This window comes from Polyangium mundeleinium, assembly GCF_028369105.1.
GTDB classification, from domain to species: domain Bacteria; phylum Myxococcota_A; class Polyangia; order Polyangiales; family Polyangiaceae; genus Polyangium; species Polyangium mundeleinium.
Genome location: NZ_JAQNDO010000001.1, coordinates 11,938,414 through 11,958,010 on the forward strand (window position 1 = coordinate 11,938,414; position 19,597 = coordinate 11,958,010).

Below are 19,597 nucleotides of genomic sequence, written 5' to 3' on the forward strand. Positions count from 1 at the left end.
TCCTCAGACTCCGTCAGCGGCGGCGAAGGCGCAGCTCGGTCGCCGCCTTTTCGCAGGCCGGCATGGCCTCTTCGCTGCTCTTGCGGATCTTCTCTTCGGCCGCGGCGAGGTCGGCGAGCAGGGTCGTTGGCACCGGGCCCGCGCCGCCGAGCGCACGCTTGACGGCCTCGGTGCCCTCCTTGCCCTCGCCGAGGAGGCGGTAGGCCTCGACGCAACTGTCCCGGGCACGCCGGGCCTCGGGGCTCGGGGCCGGCTTCGTTTCGAGCGCCGAGAGCCGGTTCTTCCGTCCGGTCAGGTCGTCGGCCGGTGCGTCGCGGAGCGCCTCGATCGCCGCGAGGAGCGCGCGCTCCTCCTCGGCTTCGGCGGACATGCAGCCGAGGGCAGAAGGGAGGCCCAGGGCGAGGAGGAGCAGGCCTCGGCGGATCAATCCGCGCCCGCGCGCTTCGGCGCCGGGCCCATCTGGATGCGCTCGCCGATGTACGAGCCGACCATCGTGAAGAGCACGCCGATCACCGCGAGGATGACGTACATGAAGAGCGGCAGCGTCCGGACGGTCTGCGACTTCATGAGCTGAAAGACCGTGGGGATCGCGACGAGCAGCGTGGCGATGACCGGCTCGGCCACCGTCTTTCCCGGCGAGATCATGCCGAGCAGGATGCCCCCGACGAACCACACGGGCACCGCGATCATCATCCCGTAGCGGCCCTCGAAGTCGAAGGCGCTGACGACCATCGGCAAACCGACGACGATCGCGGCCGTGAGCACGGCCTGGACGAGCAGCGCGATGCCGGCCCAGGCGACGCTGAAGCCGTCGCTGCCGCGCCGCCCATCGCCGCCTTCGTCGCGGCTCCGGCCGAGATCCATCGACGCGCCGCACGAGACGCACCGACCGCTCGGCGGAACAGGCGAGTTCGTCGCTCCGCAGGAGGGGCAGACGACGGAGGAAACCTTCTTCGCGGACGTTGCCACGGGCGTAGGCTAGAAAAGCGAGGGCACGAGGGCAAGAGATCCCCCGCCCGGCCCCGAGGAACCTGACGGGCAGGCGGCGGAAATCCGACGCGAGGAAGAAGGAACCCGGCCCGCCCGGCGATGTCCGTCGGTTATACTCGTGACCGGACACCGCTACGCCACCCCCAACGCCCTGCTCGTGCCCCGCGATCCGTCGCCCACCCTGACCGCGCCCCGCCCGCCGGCCCTCGACGCCGCGGGGTCGGATCCTGACCTCATCGCGCTGCCCGCGCCGCCCAAACGCGAGCGCACGGCGACGGTGGTGCTGATGGCGCTCACGACGCTCGCGGCCGCCTGGATGGCGTTCGTGCTGTCTGGAGAAGCGCGCTACGCGCTCACGCCGGGCCAGCTCATGGAGGTGCCGGACCTCGCGACGCTCGCGCCGGGCGCGGATCTGGAGAACCGCTACGTGCGCGCGACGGGCCTGCTCGGCACGACGGGGGCGATCCGCTACGGGCGCGCGGCGGAGGGAGACTCGTTCCGGCTCGCGCCCATCGCGGGCAACGAGAAGATCTGGGTGGAGATCCGCGTGCCGGAGGGCTTCGAGGGTCCCCGCTTCGTGCCGCCGACGAGCTTCGCCGGCAGGCTCGTGCCGTTCCGCAAAGCAGGCCTGCGCCACGCGCGCCTGCCCGAAGCGGTGCACGAGCAGACGAACAAGGCCGTGCCCGAGGACGCCTGGGTGCTCATCGACGGGAGCTCGCCGCGCGCGTCGCGCTGGGCCGTCGCGCTGGTCGCGCTCTTCCTGGGCTTCGCCGCGTGGAACCTCACGGGCATCGTGCGCGTGCTCGCGCGCGTGCGTGACGGCGAAGCGCGGTAGACGCGCGTCAGGGCGCGCCGAGGAAATCGAGCAGGACCGGGTTCACGACCTCGGGTCGTTCGAGGTGCACGAAGTGGCCCGCGCGCGGCACCATATGCACGCGGATGCCCGCGAGGAAATGTCGCTCATCCACGCCGCGCGCGAGCTCGGCGCCGATGCAGCCGTCGTCCTCGCCGTGGATGTGGATCGCGGGCACGGTCGTCTTCGCGAAGAGGAGGCGCCGTGACGCGCCGAGGAGCACGCGCGACGAGAAGAACGCGCGGTAGTAGCCGATGACCTCGGGCACGCGAGGGGCGATGCCTGCTTTGATCGGATCGAGGTCCTCGCGGGACGCGGTGTAGCCAGGGGACCAGTCGCGCCAGAGGCGATCGATGAGCGCGAAGTCGTCCTTCGCGAGGCCACGCTCGGCGACACCGCGGAGCTGGAAGTAGGCGGTGTACCAGGAGCGGCGGAGCTGCGCGGGTTGCGCGAGCCTCGGCAACGTGGCGCGGAGGTGCGGCACGGCGATCGTGACGAGGTGGGAGAAGCGCGCGGGCGCGAGCGCGGTCGCGGCGTAGGCGGCGACGGCGCCCCAGTCGTGGCCCACGAGGCGCACGGGCGAGCTGGGCGAGAGCCGATCCGCGAGCGTGCAGAGGTCGCGGCCGAGCGCTTCCGCATCGTAACGACGGCTCTTCGGGATGCCGCTCGGCGCGTAGCCGCGCATCGTCGGGCACGCGACGCGGAAGCCTCGCGCGACGAGCGGATCGATCTGAGCACGAAACGAGCGCGCGTCGTCGGGGAAGCCGTGCGCGCAAAGGACGAGGGGCCCGTCGCCGTACACGGTGCACGAGAGTTCGACATCGCCGAGGTCGAGCGTCTCCGTCACGAGCGTCTTCGTCGCCGCCATGGCGAGAGGCTACACGAGGCGCGCGTGACGGGGGGCGAACCGCGCGACGTGCATCCGCGTGCTAGCGTCAGCAGGGATGAAGCTCGAGCTCGGCATTCCGGTCTGGCTGCTCTGCGGCATCCTCGGCGCTTGGATCGCCACGACGAAGGGCCGCGGCGGCTGCTTCTGGTTCCTCACGTGCGCGGTGCTCGGCCCGATTGGCCTCGTCTTCGCCGCTGTCGTTTCGAAGAGGACGCAGAAGGACTGACGACGGACGCGTACGTCCCGCTCGGCTCGCGTCGACGTGTCCGGACGCGCGTGCACACGCTCGGGTCGTGGGCAGATAGACGGGGGCAAAATCGACGCACGCACGGACGCGCAGGACGAACGCGCGCGAACCGCCGAAGACGGCATCGAGCGTCTCGGGGCGGACACGGCTCCAAAGCGAGACGATTCGTGGAGAACACGCGCCGCGTGGTCCGAGAATTCCCCGCATGTGCTGGATGCGCGAGGCCCGAAAGGCCCACGGCCGCCGCCTTGCATTGCGACGTGAGCGAGCGCTTCGACGACGAGCGGACAGCTCGTCGCGAGGCATCTTCCCCCGCGCGCGGCGCGAGCCGAGCGAGGGCGTCACGCGACACAAGGAGAGGTATCTCGATGAAGAACTCGATCAAGCTCCTCATGGCGGCGACGATCGCCACGAGCGCACCCTTCCTGAGCATCGACGAGGCTTCGGCGGACGGCGGCCGCTACGACTACAACCCGCGCTTCGGCAACGTCGACGCCAAGCTCCTCGACAACGGCGATCTGCGGTTCGGCTTCGAGCAGTCGAACATCCGCCGGCAGAACATCCGTTACTCGCTCGACGCCGATCTCCAGGCGACGTACCGATGCAAGGATCGGCGCGGGCAGTACGCGGGCGAGCCGATCGTCATGCGCGACTCGTGGAAGGACGCGAAGAGCTTCCAGGCGAACCGGCAGGGCCGCGTCTACGGGGAGTTCATCATGCCGCGTGATCGGTTCCGCGGCGCCGGCGCTTGCCGCGGCGGCGACTACCAGCCGGAGCTCACGCAGGTGACGCTCGTCAACGCGCGTCTGCTCGACGAGACGAACAACGTACCCTACTTGCGCGAGCGCGTGACCTGCGACGCGCACGGCGCCAAGGACCGCGGCGACTACGGGACGCAGTACGGCGGCAAGGGCGACGTCCAGTACGGCGGCAAGGGCGACGTCCAGTACGGCGGTCGCGGAGACGTTCCGTACGGCAGCGACACCCAGTACGGCGGTCGCGGAGACGTTCCGTACGGCAGCGACACCCAGTACGGCGGTCGCGGCGACGTCCCGTACGGCGGCGACACCCAGTACGGCGGTCGCGACGACGTCCCGTACGGCGGCGACACCCAGTACGGCGGTCGCGACGACGTCCCGTACGGCGGCGACACCCAGTACGGCGGTCGCGACGACGTCCCGTACGGCGGCGACACCCAGTACGGCGGTCGCGGCGACACCCAGTACGGCGTGGACAACAACGTCGGTCAGGGCGACAGCCAGTTCGTACCCAGCAAGGGCGGAAGCCAGTTCGTCCCCAGCAAGGGCGGAAGCCAGTTCGTCCCCAGCAAGGGCGGAAGCCAGTTCATCCCCAGCAAGGGCAACTGAGCAGCGCGGTCGTCGGCTCCTCCTCCCGATCCCGGGTTTCGGTTCCCCGGGATCGGGGTTTTCTTTTCGAAGCGCGTGATCACCAGGAGCCGTCGCGGAGAGGCTCTGCGCCGAAGAGCTCGGCGAGCACCTTGCGGTACTGATCGGCGAGCCGCACGAGGTCGTGGAAGACCGCGGCGACGTCGTGCTCGCTCGCGAACGCGCTCACGGGCTCAGAGAAGGAGAGGACGACGACGTCCCCCGCGAGCGACAGGCGACACACGCCCGAGGTCTGATCGTTCGCCGTGAGAAGGAGCCGGTAAAACGGCTCGTGGTTCGCCGAGGGCAACCGCACGAGCGGCACGCGCAGGATCACCTGCAAGCCCACGCTGTCGAGGCGCACCGTGACCTCGGAGGGCGTCGCGTCTCCGCCGAGCGCGCGGTGCTGGATGCGCCACGCCCGCGGCCCCACGCGCGCCTTGTTCGCGACGAGCCCCAGCGCGACGAGCGCATCACGCACCACACGCTCGGCCCCGGGGGATTCCGTTTCGTAGGCATGCGGCAGGAGGATCCCGCACGACTCGCAACGATCGTTGTCCGCAGAGAACGCCTCGGTGCAGCCAGGACAGCGGTGGATGAGCGTGCGCTCGCCGAGCCCTTCCGCCGGCACGTCGAGCGCGCGGAGGTCACGCGAGAGGAGCCCGACGGGCAGGACACATCGCGATCGATCGAGCGGATCCCGGCCGCTCCGCCGCGCCGTCGTGATCACGCCGATCACGCGCCCCACCGCGTCGATCACGGGCGAGCCGCCGCGACCTGCACGCACGCCGAGATCCGGATCGAGCGCCGCGAGCTCGCCGCCACGACCTTCGGCGCACACGACGGCCATCGCCGTCACGAGCGTATCGCCGGGCGTCGCGATCAGCGTCATGACGGCCTCGCCGAGCCGCGGCAACGGATCGGCGCGGAGCGGCAGCGGCGCGGAGCCGATCGCTTCGAGCGGGAGCACGAACGCGAGATCCCGCTCGGCATCCACGGCGACGACGCGCCCCGCCGCGCGCCTGCCCTCCTCCGTGGAGAGCGTCACCTCGGCCTGGAACCCGACCGTACGCCAGCTCGTCACGATCACGCCGTTGCCGAGCGCGACCCAGCCCGTGCCGCTCGACATCCCCGAGGTCACCGTCACGACACCACGACGCGCGACGCCGAGCACGCTCTCCTCCGCGCCGCCGTGCTGCATGAGATCCTCGAGCGCCGAGGCGATACGCGAGCTCATCCGGACGCGATCCTCTTCAGCGCCGTCATCATCAGATCGAGCGCCGCCTGCTTGGGCACGTCGCGAAGCGCGTGCGCCACGATTTCCTTCAGCCGCTGCGACGTCTGCGCCGGCAAGCGCGTGCGCGAGAGCAGCTCCGTCAGCGCGCCGAGCGCGAGGAAGTGGCGGAGCGTCGCGTCCTGGGGCGCGAGTTCGATCTCCTCTGCGTACCGCGCAAGGTGCTCACGCGCCTGCGCCGCCGTCGCGAGCGGCTCGACGATGACCGCGCGCTCCTTCGGGAGCTGCGCGCGCGCCGCGACGATCCGCTCCATCGCGAGCAGCGCGGGCTCGGCCATCGGGATCGGCGACGAAGGACGTTTGCCGCCGGGCGACGCGCTCGGCCAGATCGCCCGCGTCACGCCCGCCGCGTTCCGGTAGAGGTACGAGACCGCGTCGGGCACGGCCTCGCCGAACTCGTAGATCGCGCGGTACACCACGGCCCGCACGAGCAGGAGCATCGTCGCGGGCCGCTCCTCGTAGCTCAGCGCCGTCGCGAGCGCCTGCGCCTGATGCAAGAGCTCACAGAGTTTGTCCGCGGGCGTGAGCGCCCGGCGCGCGGCTGCATCGTCGAGGTCCGGCGAGCCGGGGCGCGTCACGCCTTCGACCGCGGGCATCCCCGGGACGGTGCGCCGACGCGCGACGGGCGCCGCGAACGGGAGCGGTGTCGTGAGCGACGGGATCGCCCCGAGGCGCGCGGTTTCCGGCGACGGCTCGCGGTCCGGCGCAGGCGGCGCGGCGAACGCGGACGTCTGCGGAACCCCGAGCCGCGCGGTCTGCGGCACGTTCTCGGGAGGCGCGAGCACCGGCGGCACCCCGTCCTCGCCGCGCCACGTATCGGAGAGGCGGAACGGCGCGAGCACCGGCGGCAGCTCCTCCTCGGCGGCAGGGCCGCGCGACGGCTCGTTCGCGAAGGCCGGCGCGAGGATCGGCGGCAGATCGTCGTCCGGCGGCGTCGTGTTGTCCGCGGGCCGGAGCGTCGAGGGCGGCGGCGGTACGACCGATCGTCGCTGCGGCGCCGGCTGCAGCGTCGACAGCGTTCGTTTCCTCCCGAGCGACTCCCACCCGCCGCCTCCGCGCGCGTCTCCGTGCGCCGCGGTGCGCGCGTCGAACGACGCCACGAAGATCTCCGCGTACCGCTCCGACGTCGCCATCATCTCGCGGATCACGTGCCGCACGAGCGGCGGCGACGCCGCGCCGAGCTGCGTGACGAAGCGCAGGAGGAGCAGATCGTCGCGCAGGCACACGCGCGACGTCATCGCCTCCGCGTCGCAGAGCTCGAGCGAGAGCCGCATCGCGGGGACACGCTGGCTGCGCGGCAGGCGCGCCACCGGCGACTCCACGATGAGGTGCATCGACTGCATGTCGAGCGACAGGAACACGCTCGACTCCTTGCCGATGAGCGCCCAGCCCGGCCCCTCGGGCAGGTTCACCGCGCGCGCCGTCAAATTCGTTTCTGTACCAACGACAAGACCGAGCGCCCGCGCGTACTCGCCACGCCGGAACGACTCGGTCGCTCTCTCCAGCCCCGAAGGATCGAGCGACGCGTGCCCGCGCGGCACGAACCTGCGCATCGAGTCTTCGAGCGCCAGCGGAGCGCGGTACTCCCCGCAGGCGTCGCAGCGTGGCCCGTGGACGGGCCATCCGCACACCGTGCAGAACTCCCGGGCCGTTCGGCTCGCGGCTCCCACCGCGCAGAGGATAAAGCGAACGCGGCCCGCCGCGGGCACAATGTGCGCGCGCCGTGATCCGCGCCGCCTTTTCCGGGGCTGTTCGCCCCGATCAGATCAGGGGGTTCAGGTGCAGGGGGGACCGCGTTTCCCGCAGATCCACCTGAATCCGCCGCACGAAATGCGCCGCAAAGGCGGCCCAGGTCACGAACGTGACCACCCCGCTGACGAGCCCCGCGTTCCGGCCGAACCCGATCGTCGTCGTCGCGAGAGCGCCGAGCAGGACGAACGCCGAGGCCACGATCGCGAGCGGCAAGAACCACCGCAGCGCGATCCGCGACCGCTCCTCCGCGCAGAGCCGCGGCAGCGCCCAGCGCAGCCAAACCACCGTCAGCACGAGGCCCCAGCTCTTCAGCAAGAACAAGAGCGCGCCCACGATCTTCAGCGCGCCCGCGCTCTCCTGCGTCGCGCCCGCCACGCCCGGCAATTGCCAGCCGCCGAGGAAGATCGCGCTCGCGATCCCGCAGGCCACGAACACGTGCGCCCACTCCCCGAAGTAAAACAGAAGCTGCCGCGCGCCGATCTTCGCCGGCGGCGCGAGCTCGTCCCCGCTCGCCTCGGCCTCCCGCAGCGCGCCCGACACGCGCCCGTCGGCCGTGATCATCGACGTCACGTACGCGAGAAACAACACGAACGTCGCCGGGTTCCGGAACACGAACCAGTGCCAGGGCCACCCGCCCGCGTCGAACGGCGAGCCTCCCTGCCCGCCCTGCGCCGCCACGATGTCTTCGAGCCGAAGCGATCCCGTGCTCGACACGACGCACACGATCGCCACCACGGCCGGCAGCTCCTGCAGCAGCACCCGCCCGGCGCCGCGCAGACCTCGCAGCACGGACCACGCCTGCCCCGCGAGCGATCCCCCCGTCACGAACCCGAGCCCGAGCAGCGCCACGAGCGCGAGCAGGAAGAGCATCCCCACGTCGAGGTCCGCGCCCACGAGCCGCTGCGAGAACGGCATCACCACGAACGTCGCCGAGATCGCCGCGAACGCGAGCACCGGGGCGAGCTTCGACAGGATCGGATCGGCGTCCGGCGGCGCGATCGCCGAGGCCACCTCGCGATGCACCTCGGAGGCGAGCCGCGCGACCGGCGAACGCGCGAGCGCCTTCTTCCCGTTCCTCTGCGCGGCGAGCCGCGACGCCACGCGCCGCACGAGCCACGCCACGAGCGCGCCGAGCGGCGTCGCGAACACGAGCAGCGTCGCCGCGGACAAACCCAGCACGATCGCCGCGCCGAGCAGGTCCGACGGCGCGCTCGCGTGGAAGCCCTCGATCGAGATCGACACGACCCGCGGATCCTCCGCGCCGCGCCGCACGGTCGCGAGCGGCGCGCGCTCTTCACCGCTCGGGATCACGTCGGCCACGCTCGTCACCTTCATGCCCTCGAAGCTCGTGATCACGTCGCCGCCCTCGATCCGCGCCGCGGCCGCGGGGCTGTCCGGACGAACCGCCGCCACCACGATCCCGTTCGACGTCGGTGCGTCTGGAGACACCGTGATCCCCAGAAAATCGAGCGCCCGTTGCCCGTCGCGCTCGCGGGCCAGCGCGATCGCGCGCCGCGGCGCCTTCGGCCGCACGTCGATCGTCACGTCCTTGACCGACCCCGTCACCGGCAGCGCGCCTTCGGCCTTCGTCTCCAGCGTCACGGTTACGTTTCCGTGGAACGTCGTGTGCGCCGCGTCATCGCCCTGCCCGCAAAACCGCGCCACGAGCGCCTCGCTCACGGCGGCGCTCACCTTGTCGGTCGAGATCCTCGCCTTGTCGACGATGATCGTCTGCCCTTCGATCGGCGCTTCTCCCGGCCGCTTCAGCGTCCCGCGGAACGTGATCGTCGCCTCGCGCGCCTCTCCCGTCGGCAGGTTCGTCCCGAGCACCTCCAGCCGATCGCCCGACTCGAGCTCACGCGGCGCCACGTCGACCACCCGCAGGAGGTCGGGCGCGGTGTCGTTCACGTTACAGCCGATCGCCAAGAGGCAGGCGAGGGCGAGCGTGATCCTTCCATGTCCGGGCATGGCCCGGGCTTATCCATCGCGCCGCGGCAGAGGGCCAAGTTGAGGGCGAACCGGCAGGAAATACCGGGCGTTGTCGAGCTCGTTCACGCCCACGTAGAGCTCCGCCTCGAACACCTCCTTGAGGCGCCGGTACGTCATCACCTCTTCGATCGTCCCGTGCGCCACGAGCCTCCCGGCCTTCAAGAGCGCGATCCGATCCGCGTACTGCGCCGCCGCGTTCAGATCGTGCAGCACCATCAGGCATGCGAGCCCTCGATCCCGCACCTCGCGCCACACGAGCTCCGACAGCGCGAGGAAGTGCCGCACATCGAGGTGCGCCGTCGCCTCATCGAGCAAGAGCACCGGCGCCTCCTGCGCGAGCGCCCGCGCGATCGCGACCCGTTGCTGCTCGCCGCCCGAGAGCTCCGACACGCGCCGATCGGCGAGCGTCTCGAGCTCGCACGCGGCGATCGCCCTCTCCACGGCCTCTTCATCGTGCTTCGACGCGCGCATCCACGCGCCCTGGTACGGCGCGCGGCCCATCCTCACGATCTCGCGCACCGCGAAGCCCACCGCCGGCTCCGACGACTGCGGCACGAGCGCGATCTTCTTCGCGATCTCCCGACGCTCCAGGCGCGCGAGTGGTTCGCCGAGAACGTGTACCTCTCCACGCTGGGGCCGAAGCGCGCCCGAGATCACCTTCACGAGCGTCGACTTCCCGGCCCCGTTCGGCCCGAGGACCGCGCAAATCTCGCCTTTTCGCACGGAAAGGTCGATGTCTTCGAGCGCCACGCCGCCTCCCGCTGCGTAGCGAACCGACACCCCGGTAAGTTCGATGGCATTCATGGCATCCGCGACATTTCCGGCCCTCGGACGATTCACGCTGTCATCAGCTTGCACATATGAGTTACAGGTGGTCCAATTCAGTCGAGGCGCGAAGGGGAGATCATGGATACGGTGAAGGAGACCTCGGGGGCCAGTGCGACGCCGCGGCGCGTCATCAAGCGGTACTCCAACCGTAAGTTGTACGATACGAAGGACAGCCGCTACGTGACCCTCCAGCAGATCGGGGAGATGGTCCGTGCGGGCGAAGAGGTCCAGATCATCGACAACGCGACCAAGGAGGACAAAACCGAGGTCACGCTGGCGCTCATCATCTCGGAAGACCTCAAGTCCCAGCCGCGCAGCGTGCCCCTCGGGACGCTGCGGGACCTGATCCAGGAGCGCGGCGAACGCCTGCTCAACACGCTCCGCGAGGGCCCGATCGGGCGGCTCATCCCGGGCGGCGGACCCGAAGACGCCCCCGCCGAGGCGGCCGCGCCGGCCACCACCCCGGACAAACCGCCCACGCAGCCGCCCCCGCCTGCCGCGGCCCCCGCTCCGACCGAAGCGGACAAACCCGCCACCACCCATGGTGCGAAGGCACGTCTGTCCGAGATCGTCGAGAGCTCGAAGCAGACCCTCGACCAGTGGCAGCACGCCGTGGACGATCGGATCCGTCACATCCTGCCCGGCGTCGGCCTCTTCCGCGACCTTCAGGCCGACGTCCACCGCCTCTCGCAGCGCGTCGAGGAGCTCGAAGCCGTGGTGCGCAAGCTCGGTGGTGAGCCGACCGACACGCCCGAGACGCCCGCGCAGCCCGAAACCTCGACGACCGAGGAATAGTCGGGGGGGTGCTCCTGTTGGGAGACCGCGATGGCGTTTTTCTTCAGTAAAAAGCCAGCTTCGGTCGCCCAGGACCTGAGCTTCGCCGGCGCCGGGGACGGTGCGCCGGGGGTCGACAATTTCGAGGTGGAGCTGCTTGGTCACCTCGACACGTTGTATGCGGTGAGCTGCCGCATGACACGAAGCACGACCGAGGCCGAGGATCTCGTCCAGGACACGGTCGTGAAGGCCATGCGTGCCCGCGATCAGTTCGAGCCGGGCACGAACCTCAAGGCCTGGCTGCTTCGTATCCTCACGAACACGTTCATCAACCGCTACCGCCGCGGCGGACTCGAGCGCGACATCCTCGAAGGTCCGGACGTCGAGTCGCTGACCGACGGATGGATCGGCGCGACGACGATGCGCGGCATGCGGGATCCCGAGACGGCGGCCCTCGCGCCGCTGGTCGAGGCCGAGGTGCAGCGCGCGCTCGACGATCTGCCGCCGGAGTTCCGCATCGCGGTCGTGCTCTCGGACATCGAGGAGCTCTCCTACAAGGAGATCGCCGAGGCGATGGGCACGCCGATCGGCACGGTGATGTCGAGGCTGCACCGCGGCCGGAAGCTCTTGCAGAAGACGTTGCGCGACCATGCGGTCGCCATGGGCATCGTGAGCGAGGGGTCCTCGAACAAGGCCGACCAGGCCCCGACGGACCTCGCGGCGTACCGGAAGCGGAAGCGGAGTGCTGCGGTATGAATGGGCTCAAGGTGATGACCGACGAGTGCTCGATGTTCTCGCGTTGCATCTCTGCGTACGTGGACGGAGAGCTCGATCCAGGACACGCGGTCGACATGGAGGCGCACGTCCTTCATTGCGGCACGTGCTCCGAGCGCGTGACGTTCCTGCGGGTGATGCGCGCGAGCATGAAGCGCACGGCCGCGAAGCGTGTCCCCGACGCGATGCGCGCGCGCATCCATGCCGCGATGCTCGCCGAGAAGCGCCGCGTGAAGGAGGCCGATCGCGAGGTCCACTCCGCGAAGCTCGTGAGCTGGAAATACGCGGCGACGCTCGCGGCTGCGGCTGGTGTCGCGCTCACGGTGGCGGCCGCGAAAAACCAGAAGGACGTGGTGGTCACGCCGGAGCTCGCGCGGATCGGCGCGACGACGGAGATGGCTGCGGCTGGCATGGACTCGCTGCTCGACGATCTCGTCGCGCTCCACGCGCATCCCTTGCCGCCCGAGACGACAAACCCCGAAGAGCTCGTCCGTTTCGACCCGCTCGTCGGCGTGCCCGTGCGTCGGCCTGCGTTCCAGCCGTTCGTGGCGAGCTTCAACGGCGCGCGTGTGCACGCGATGCGTGATCAACGTGCGGCGCTCCTGCAGTACACGGTCGAGGGCAAACACCGCGTCACGGTGTACGTCTTCGATCCGCGCGCCGTGCCGATGATGCGCGTGACGCGGCTCGAACCACGCGTCGTGCGCGAGCGTCCGGTCTACGTGGGCAAACTCCGCGGCTACTCGGTCGCGGCCGTCGAGAAGAGCGGCGTTGGTTACGCGCTCGCGACGGACTTCGACGACGAACGCAGCGCGCAGCTCGTTCTCGCCGCCACGCAGCAGTAAAACCGCTCGACGCTTGAGGGGTTCGCGGGGACAACCCCGACGAACCCCTCCTCGTCCCCGACAAGCCCTCCCTACTGCACGAGCCCGGCGCCGCCCTTGCGCGGATCAGCGCCGACGGAGATCACGCGCGCGCCGTCCGGGCCCTCCTGGATCGACACGGCCTGCACCGCGGAGAAGTTCGGCTTGCTCGTGTCCACGACCTCGCCGCGCTTCTCCAGGTCCTGCAGCACCTCCGTCCCGATCGCCGCGTCGATGAACAGCCCGCCCGTCGGCGGCGTCTCGAAGCGCGGCGCGGCCACGGCCTTGTCGACCGGCATTCCGAACACGAGATGCGACAGGAGCACCTGCGTCGTGCCCGTCGCGATGCGCGTCCCGCCCGACCCGCCGAGCGCGAGCACGGGCTTTCCATCCTTCGTCACGATCGTCGGCGTCATGCTCGACGTCGGCCGCGCCCCGCCGCGCGGATAGTTCGGCCCCTTCGACATGCCGAACAGCTTCTCCACGCGCTCGGCCGTGAAATCCGCGAGCTCGTCGTTCAGCAAGAACCCGCCTTCCGTCACGAGCTGCGAGCCGAACATGTTGTTCACCGTCGTCGTGATCGACGCGACGTTCCCCTCCGCGTCCACGGTCACGATGTGCGTCGTGCCCGCGTCGGTCACCGGGAAGTTCTCGGCCTTCGTCGTCGACGTCATCGAGATCCTCGCGCGCCGCGCCTTCATCCGCTCGGGGCTCACGAGCTTCGCCACGTCCATCTTCACGAACGCGGGGTCCCCGAGCAGCCGCACCCGATCCGCGACCGCGCCGCGCATCGTCTCGGCGAGCAGGTGCGTGTACGCCCCCGTGTTGTGCCCGAGCGCCGCGAGATCCGCCTTCGAGTGCATGTGGAGCGTCTCCAGCATCATCACGCCGCCGGCCGAGGGCGGCGGCATCGTGACGACCTCGTAGCCCTCCCACTTCGTACGCAGCGGCTCGCGATCGAGCACCTTGTAGTCCTCGAGATCCTTCTTCGTCATGCGGCACTTGCCGGCCCGCGCCGTGGCCAGGATGTCGGCCGCGATCGCCCCCTCGTAAAACGCCTTCTTCCCCTCGGCGCCGATCCTCCGCAGCGTCGCGGCGAGCGCCGGGTTCTTCACGATCTCGCCCGCCGGCACGATCGCGCCGGCCTTCGCGAAGAGCCCGTACCGCGGCGACGAGAGCAGCCACTTCTCGTTCCACTTCAGCGCGCGGATCATGTGCGCGCTCACGGGAAAACCTTTCTCCGCCATGTCCGCCGCGCCGCGCACGAGCTCGGCCATCGCGAGCTTGCCCCAGCGCGCGTGCATCTCCGCGATCCCCGCGACCTCGCCGGGCACGCCCGTCATCACGCCGCGTTGGTCCTCGGGCACTGGCCGCTTCGCGAGCTCCGTCGGCACGAGGTCCTTCGGCGCGGTCTCCCGGAAATCGAGGATCCGGATCTCCTTCGTCTTCGCGTCGTACACCGTCGCGAACCCGCCTCCGCCGAGCCCGCTCGACACCGGATGCACGACGCCGATCGCCAGCGCGCCCGCGATCGCCGCATCCACCGCACTCCCGCCGCGTGCGAGCACATCCATCGCGATCGCCGACGCCGTCGCGTTCTCCGTCGCCACGGCGTACTTGTGCTTCGTCGGCGCGGCGGGCGCGGGCGCCTGCGCCGTTCCTTGGGGGATCAGGTTCGCGGGTGGCGCGGCGGGCGTGGGCGCGGCGGGCGGCGGGGCCTTTGCCGTGGTCTCGTCCGGCGAGCGCGCGGCCGGCGCGCTGCAGCCTGATCCGGGCAAGGCGACCAGCAGCGCGAGGGCGGCGGCAAACGATGCCGTCGAGAGGGCACGGAGAGTTCGCATGGCACAGCTCCATCTGCGCGGGTGCCCCGCGCGTGCGCTAGGATGCCCCGGCCGCGCCGCGGGGATCAACCGTGGCCGGAGAAAGCACTCGATCCCCGCCGGGAGAGCCAAACCATGCGCTTCGTGTTCGTGATGGACCCCCTGACCCGCGTGACGCACGACAAGGACACCACCTTCGCGTTCATCCGCGCGGCGCAGGCGCGTGGTCATCAGAGCTTCCACTGCTTGCCGCAGGACCTCTACGTCTCGCAGGGTTTTCCGTTCGTCACGGCGCACCGTGTCGAGATTCTCCCCGATCCGCCTTACATCACGCTCCGTCGGGACGAAGGCGCGCAACGCCTGCCGCTGCACGACGTCGAGGCCATCTTCATCCGCAAGGATCCGCCCTTCGACCAGGCCTACCTCTACGCGACGCTCATGCTCGAGCCCGCGCGCGGCAAGACGCTCATCATCAACGACCCGCGTGGCCTGCGTGACGCCAACGAAAAGCTCTACGCGCTCGGCTTCTCCGAGTGGACGCCGAAGACGCTCGTCACGGCCGATCGCGACATGATCCACGACTTCGTCCGTGATGTCGGCGGAAAAGCCGTCATCAAGCCGCTCGACGGCGCCGGCGGCTGGGGCGTCATGATGCTCCGCTCGGACGACAAGAACGCCCGCGCCATCGCCGACATGCTCACGGGCGAGGGCCGGCAGCTCGCCATGGTGCAGGAGTTCCTCCCGGCTGTGTCCCAGGGCGACAAACGTATCCTCCTGCTCGACGGCGAGCCCCTCGGCGCGATCCTCCGCGTCCCGCGCGGCGACGAGATCCGATCGAACATCCACGTCGGCGGCAGCGTCGTCCCGACCGACCTCACGCCGCGCGAGCGTGAGCTCGTCCGCTCGGTCGGCGCGCGCCTCAAGGCCGACGGCCTCTACTTCGTGGGCCTCGATGTCATCGGCGAACACCTCACCGAGGTGAACGTCACGAGCCCGACCGGCATCCAGGAGCTCAGCCGCTTCACCGGCCAGGATCAGTCGGCCCGTGTCATCGAGTGGGCCGAAAAAAACGCCCATTCGCGCTGAACGTTCCTCCAAAATTTGGCCCGCGCGACGCCTCTCGACCAGGGTTCGCGCATGGCCCCGCCCGCCCACGCATGCGCCGTCTGCGCCGCCGAGGCCTCGGCAACGACCTCGCTCGTCCGCGTCTACATCGAGGGACGCACGCTCCACCTCTGCCGCAACCACGCGGCCACCGTCGTCGCTGCGCGCCCGGAGACCTTCGAAGAGCTCCGCGCGCTCTTCGTCGGCGTCACCATCCGCACCGGCAGCGGCGTCGAACGCAGGTCGCCGATTCCGCGCCGCTGGGGCGAGGATCGGCGCGCCTTCCCGCCGCGCCCCGAAGGCCGCCGCGCCTCGAATGGCCGCCGCGCCACCGATCCTCACGACTGAGCCCGCGCCTTACACGACACGCATGCAGCACGCCCGGCGCATCGCCCTCGCCCTCGGCTCGAACCTCGGCGACCGTGCCGCCACGATCGAACGCGCCATCGCCGACCTGCGCGACACGCCGGGGTTTGTCGTGGTCGACTGCTCGCCGCTTTACGTCACACCACCGGCAGGCGGACCACCCCAGGGGGATTATTTGAATGGCGCCGTCCTCGTCGCGACGGCCTTGCCTGCGCGTGACGTCCTCATGCGGACGCAGGCCATCGAGCGCTCGCTCGGCCGCGTCCGACCGGATCCCGTCCGCTGGGGGCCTCGCACGATCGACATCGACATCCTCTGGATCGAGGGGGAATGCATCGACGAGCCTGGCCTCGAAGTCCCGCATCCGCGCCTCGAAGGCCGCGTCTTCGCGCTCCGCCCGCTCCTCGACGTCGCCCCCGACGCGGCGCACCCGCGCACGGGCAAACGTTACGACGAGCTCTCCGCGGCGCGCTTGCCGATCACACGGGCATAAGGACGCACGGAAGCGTCCTCGACATAGCCGCGTGGAGCGGGTATGGTCGCGTCATGCATATGCTTCGTGTTTCCTTGGTTGGGCTTTTTCTTTTGGGTGCCGCGCCGATCCTCGTCGCGTGCGGCAGTGACGTCACGAATAACGGGCAAGGCGGCTCGGGCGCAGGCGGCGCCGGGGGCAGCGGCGGCTCGGGCGGCAGCGGTGGCACATCGCCGGGCGACGCCAGGCAGGCGTGCCTGGATTTCTGCCACATCGGCGAGGTCAATAACTGCGGCATGCAGACCGGCAATTGCAACGAGTTCTGCGACGAGGTATTCGCCGACATGCCCTCCGAATGCGAGGACGAATTCGGCTCGCTCTTCGCGTGTTACATCCCCGCCGCGAAGGATTGCCCGAACGACCCCCCGCCCGAGTGCAACGACGAGATGGAGGCCGCGGAGACGTGCCAGATGGCGAACGGTTGCGTCGACGACGCAGAATGCTTCGCCGGCGCCGGTCCGAACGGCGAATCGAGCTGCGGCTGCACCTCCACCTGCAAGGGCGTGGCCTATTCGACGAACTGCGAGACCCCCGGCAACGGCGGGATGACGACGTGTACGTGCACCCAGGGCGACACGGTCGTCGGCACCTGCACGAACCCCGACCCCGAGACATGCGGCCCGAAGACGAGCTGTTGCGCCGAGCTCTTCAACCTCTGAGCATCAGCCCACTTCGGGCTCGGGCGGCATCACCTTTTCCACGAAATATCTGAGCACGTCGAGCGGGGTGATGATCCCGACGAGCCGTCCGCTCCGCACCACCGGCAAATGGTGGATCTGACCGGTTCGGAGGATGGCCATCACCTCGTCTGTCGTGGCGAACTCGTCCACGACGATCGGCGGATGGCTCATCACGTCGCGCGCCGCGGCCCCGGGCGTCTGCCCTTGCAGGAGCGTCGCCATCAGATCCGTCTCGCTCACGAATCCGACCACGCGCTCGTGCTCGTCGACGACCGGGACGCCGCCGATCCGCGCGTCCACGAGCAGCCGTGCGATCTCCTCGAGCGGCGTCCCGAGCGAGACGGCCTCGGCGTGATGCGTCATGATGTGGCGCGCGTGTCCCTTCATGGCCGGGGGAAGAATGGAGCCTCGCGCCCGCCCTGTCCACCCCTCGCGAGCGTCCGTCCCCACAGGCCCTATCAAACGAGGCGGGTTCGGCCGCGCGACTTGAGCGCCGCCACGACCTCTTTTACATCCTGCGCCCGCGCCCGCGGCACCACGAGCAATGCGTCGTCGGTCTCCACCACCACGAGATCCTCCACGCCGACGAGCGCAATCACGCGTTTGCCCTCCTCCGCCCCCGTGCGCAGATCGAGCACCAGATTTCGCCGCGCATCGACGAACAACGCGCTATGGGGCGCCGCATTCTGCTGCGCGTCCTTCTCGGCGAGATCGAACGCGGTCTGAAAACTCCCCACGTCGCTCCAGCCGAAATCGCCAGGCACGACCGCGAAATGGTCGATGTGGTCCATCACGCCGTGATCGATGCTGATCGACGGCAACGTCGGGAAAATCTTTTCGAGCGCGGCTTGCTTCTCCCCCTCCTCGGCGGCGCGGTCGATCGCGTCGAGCCCCTCGGCGAGGGCGGGCATGTGCGCGCGGATGGCATCCACCATGTCGCGCACCCGGAAAAAGAACATGCCCGCATTCCAGAGGTGTTTGCCCCCGGCCACGAAGGCTTCCGCACGCGCCGCGTCCGGCTTCTCCACGAATCGCTTCGCCGGCAGCGCCTCGATGCCGCGCGCCTCGCCTTCGAGCTCGATGTACCCATAGCCCGTCTCCGCGTGCGTGGGCTTGATTCCGATCGTCGTGATCGTCCCGCTCGCGGCCGAGGCCACGGCGCGCTCCAGCGCGAACCGGAAGCCCGCGACGTCGCGCACGTGGTGGTCACTCGGCAGCACCATCAGCACCGCGTCCGGGTTCGTCCGGGCAATGTGAAAGCTCGCCCAACCAATACAAGGCGCCGTGTTCCGCGCGGCGGGCTCGACGAGCGTATTCTCGGCGTAGAGCTCCGGCAGCGCCTCGGCCGTCTGCTCCACGAGGTGCTTGCCTGTCGCGACGAAGAGCCGCTCCCAGTCGACGAGCGGCGTGATTCGCTCTGCCGTCTGCCGGATGAGCGGGGATTTCCCGACCAGGGGCAAAAGCTGCTTCGGCCGCGCGGCGCGCGAGGCCGGCCAGAAACGCGTGCCGGCACCGCCGGCGAGGATCAGGGCGTAGACGGAAGGAGCGGTTTGCATGGTATGTCATCCTCGGACATAACGACCATCATCACGTGCGCCGGCGCCTCCCGCATCGAAGCTTCGCCGAAGGAACGGCCGTACGAGACCGTGGCGAAACCCAAGGGGAGGACCCAGAACGCGAGCCGCGCGAGGGCGTGTTTTTCGAGCAAGCTGCGCGCGAGGCCGATCGCGACCGTCGCGCCGAGGAAAGCCGTCACGAGGCCGAAGCCGATCGCCGGCGCGCCGAGCTCCGTGACCTCGGACCGCGCGCCGAGGCCCGCGACGAACGACGCGAGCAGCGTGATCCCCGTGAGCGCGAAGGCCAGATCGAGCGCCCGATCGGCCTTCGTGCCCATCCACATGGCGATCACGAGCGCCGCGCCCACGTCCGAGCCGCCGGGCAACACGCCCGTCCCATGCACGAGGCCGAGCAGCGCGGCGAGCGAGAGCGACGGCGCCTCCACGCGCCCGGCCGGCGCGAGGCTCATCGTGCCGACGAGGAGCCCCGTCCAGACGAGGCCGAAGCCGATGGCGATCGGCGCGCCGCTCCAGAGCTCCACGAACGGCGCCGCGAGCGCGCGCGAGAGCAGGCTCGTGGCCGCCGCGACCACGAGCACGGCCGCGTCGTGCGCGCCTGGCGACGAGCGCAAGAGCGAGGGACGCGCGACGGCCCTGAGCCCCTCGGAGACCGCGGCGACGAGGTGACGCCGGGCGCCGACGAGGAGCGCGGAGGCCGTCGCGACGTGCAGGATCGACTCGAGCGCCGCGGCGCTGCGGCCCGGATCGAGCCACAAGCGGGCGACCGCGTCGTGCCCCGAGCGCGAGATCGGCAGCGCCTCCGCGAGGCCCTGAATCCCGGCCAAGAGCACGACCTCCGCGAGCGGCAGCACGCGGCCAGTGATAGCAGCGCCGCGGCGCC

21 protein-coding genes are annotated in these 19,597 nt (G+C 70.2%); 10 read left to right on the plus strand and 11 right to left on the minus strand.

The features are described 5' to 3' along the window. Positions 1–13: 13 nt before the first annotated feature. Both POL67_RS47170 and POL67_RS47175 read right to left on the minus strand, forming a co-directional pair. Positions 14–370: a hypothetical protein gene (locus POL67_RS47170; RefSeq protein WP_271928366.1), complete on the minus strand. Its 357-nt coding sequence runs from the start codon at positions 368–370 to the stop codon at positions 14–16. A gap of 53 nt (positions 371–423) precedes the next feature. Then, positions 424–969 (minus strand): hypothetical protein, encoded by a 546-nt coding sequence (locus tag POL67_RS47175; protein ID WP_271928369.1) that lies wholly within the window; start codon positions 967–969, stop codon positions 424–426. 139 nt (positions 970–1,108) lie between these two features. Here POL67_RS47175 and POL67_RS47180 point away from each other — a divergent pair, with 139 nt between their 5' ends. After that, complete coding sequence (locus tag POL67_RS47180; RefSeq protein ID WP_271928371.1) at positions 1,109–1,825, plus strand: hypothetical protein; 717 nt, start codon at positions 1,109–1,111, stop codon at positions 1,823–1,825. A 7-nt stretch (positions 1,826–1,832) separates the two neighbouring features. Here POL67_RS47180 and POL67_RS47185 read toward each other — a convergent pair whose 3' ends face one another. Beyond that, entirely contained in the window at positions 1,833–2,711 is an 879-nt protein-coding gene (locus POL67_RS47185; protein WP_271928372.1) for an alpha/beta fold hydrolase, read from the minus strand. A 76-nt stretch (positions 2,712–2,787) separates the two neighbouring features. Here POL67_RS47185 and POL67_RS47190 point away from each other — a divergent pair, with 76 nt between their 5' ends. After that, on the plus strand, positions 2,788–2,958 hold the full coding sequence (locus POL67_RS47190) for a hypothetical protein (RefSeq protein ID WP_170229311.1): 171 nt from the start codon (positions 2,788–2,790) through the stop codon (positions 2,956–2,958). Positions 2,959–3,347: 389 nt separating this feature from the next. Continuing rightward, a complete protein-coding gene (locus tag POL67_RS47195; RefSeq protein WP_271928375.1) occupies positions 3,348–4,346 on the plus strand; it encodes a hypothetical protein in 999 nt (332 codons plus the stop codon). 79 nt (positions 4,347–4,425) lie between these two features. Here the strand turns inward: POL67_RS47195 and POL67_RS47200 are convergent, their stop codons facing one another. From POL67_RS47200 to POL67_RS47215, 4 genes are all read right to left on the minus strand, one after another. After that, positions 4,426–5,601 carry a serine protease gene (locus POL67_RS47200; RefSeq protein ID WP_271928377.1) on the minus strand — a complete coding sequence of 392 codons (1,176 nt, stop codon included), beginning with the start codon at positions 5,599–5,601 and terminating at the stop codon, positions 4,426–4,428. Further along, on the minus strand, positions 5,598–7,328 hold the full coding sequence (locus tag POL67_RS47205; RefSeq protein ID WP_271928379.1) for a hypothetical protein: 1,731 nt from the start codon (positions 7,326–7,328) through the stop codon (positions 5,598–5,600). The genes POL67_RS47200 and POL67_RS47205 overlap by 4 nt, the downstream gene beginning before the upstream one ends. 91 nt (positions 7,329–7,419) lie before the next feature. After that, positions 7,420–9,378, minus strand: coding sequence for an NADH-quinone oxidoreductase subunit H (locus tag POL67_RS47210; RefSeq protein WP_271928381.1), 1,959 nt, complete (start codon positions 9,376–9,378; stop codon positions 7,420–7,422). 9 nt (positions 9,379–9,387) lie between these two features. Further along, entirely contained in the window at positions 9,388–10,203 is an 816-nt protein-coding gene (locus POL67_RS47215; protein WP_271928383.1) for an ABC transporter ATP-binding protein, read from the minus strand. Between the two features lie 102 nt (positions 10,204–10,305). Here POL67_RS47215 and POL67_RS47220 point away from each other — a divergent pair, with 102 nt between their 5' ends. The 3 genes from POL67_RS47220 to POL67_RS47230 are packed head-to-tail and all read left to right on the plus strand — an operon-like array spanning position 10,306 to position 12,620. Then, positions 10,306–11,022 (plus strand): polyhydroxyalkanoate synthesis regulator DNA-binding domain-containing protein, encoded by a 717-nt coding sequence (locus POL67_RS47220; protein WP_271928385.1) that lies wholly within the window; start codon positions 10,306–10,308, stop codon positions 11,020–11,022. Between the two features lie 30 nt (positions 11,023–11,052). Continuing rightward, positions 11,053–11,757, plus strand: coding sequence for a sigma-70 family RNA polymerase sigma factor (locus POL67_RS47225; RefSeq protein WP_271928388.1), 705 nt, complete (start codon positions 11,053–11,055; stop codon positions 11,755–11,757). Next, positions 11,754–12,620 carry an anti-sigma factor family protein gene (locus tag POL67_RS47230; RefSeq protein WP_271928391.1) on the plus strand — a complete coding sequence of 289 codons (867 nt, stop codon included), beginning with the start codon at positions 11,754–11,756 and terminating at the stop codon, positions 12,618–12,620. Before POL67_RS47225 ends, POL67_RS47230 begins: the two co-directional genes overlap by 4 nt. 71 nt (positions 12,621–12,691) lie before the next feature. Here POL67_RS47230 and ggt read toward each other — a convergent pair whose 3' ends face one another. Beyond that, on the minus strand, positions 12,692–14,479 hold the full coding sequence (gene ggt, locus POL67_RS47235) for a gamma-glutamyltransferase (RefSeq protein ID WP_271928393.1): 1,788 nt from the start codon (positions 14,477–14,479) through the stop codon (positions 12,692–12,694). Positions 14,480–14,593: 114 nt separating this feature from the next. On the opposite strand from ggt, the gene gshB reads away from it, so the two are divergent. From gshB to POL67_RS47255, 4 genes are read left to right on the plus strand one after another with little or no spacing between them, the layout of a single operon-like run. Next, on the plus strand, positions 14,594–15,544 hold the full coding sequence (gene gshB / locus POL67_RS47240; RefSeq protein ID WP_271928395.1) for a glutathione synthase: 951 nt from the start codon (positions 14,594–14,596) through the stop codon (positions 15,542–15,544). 51 nt (positions 15,545–15,595) lie between these two features. Next, a complete protein-coding gene (locus POL67_RS47245; RefSeq protein ID WP_271928398.1) occupies positions 15,596–15,910 on the plus strand; it encodes a hypothetical protein in 315 nt (104 codons plus the stop codon). 22 nt (positions 15,911–15,932) lie between these two features. Then, positions 15,933–16,421, plus strand: a complete 489-nt coding sequence (folK, locus tag POL67_RS47250; protein ID WP_271928400.1) for a 2-amino-4-hydroxy-6-hydroxymethyldihydropteridine diphosphokinase — start codon at positions 15,933–15,935, stop codon at positions 16,419–16,421. 53 nt (positions 16,422–16,474) lie between these two features. Then, entirely contained in the window at positions 16,475–17,119 is a 645-nt protein-coding gene (locus POL67_RS47255; RefSeq protein ID WP_271928403.1) for a hypothetical protein, read from the plus strand. A gap of 3 nt (positions 17,120–17,122) precedes the next feature. Here POL67_RS47255 and POL67_RS47260 read toward each other — a convergent pair whose 3' ends face one another. From POL67_RS47260 to POL67_RS47270, 3 genes are all read right to left on the minus strand, one after another. Continuing rightward, positions 17,123–17,527 (minus strand): CBS domain-containing protein, encoded by a 405-nt coding sequence (locus POL67_RS47260; protein ID WP_271928406.1) that lies wholly within the window; start codon positions 17,525–17,527, stop codon positions 17,123–17,125. A gap of 71 nt (positions 17,528–17,598) precedes the next feature. Next, positions 17,599–18,696, minus strand: coding sequence for a mannose-1-phosphate guanylyltransferase (locus POL67_RS47265; protein ID WP_271928409.1), 1,098 nt, complete (start codon positions 18,694–18,696; stop codon positions 17,599–17,601). After that, positions 18,666–19,568 carry an undecaprenyl-diphosphate phosphatase gene (locus POL67_RS47270; protein ID WP_271928411.1) on the minus strand — a complete coding sequence of 301 codons (903 nt, stop codon included), beginning with the start codon at positions 19,566–19,568 and terminating at the stop codon, positions 18,666–18,668. The genes POL67_RS47265 and POL67_RS47270 overlap by 31 nt, the downstream gene beginning before the upstream one ends. Between the last annotated feature and the right edge of the window lie 29 nt (positions 19,569–19,597).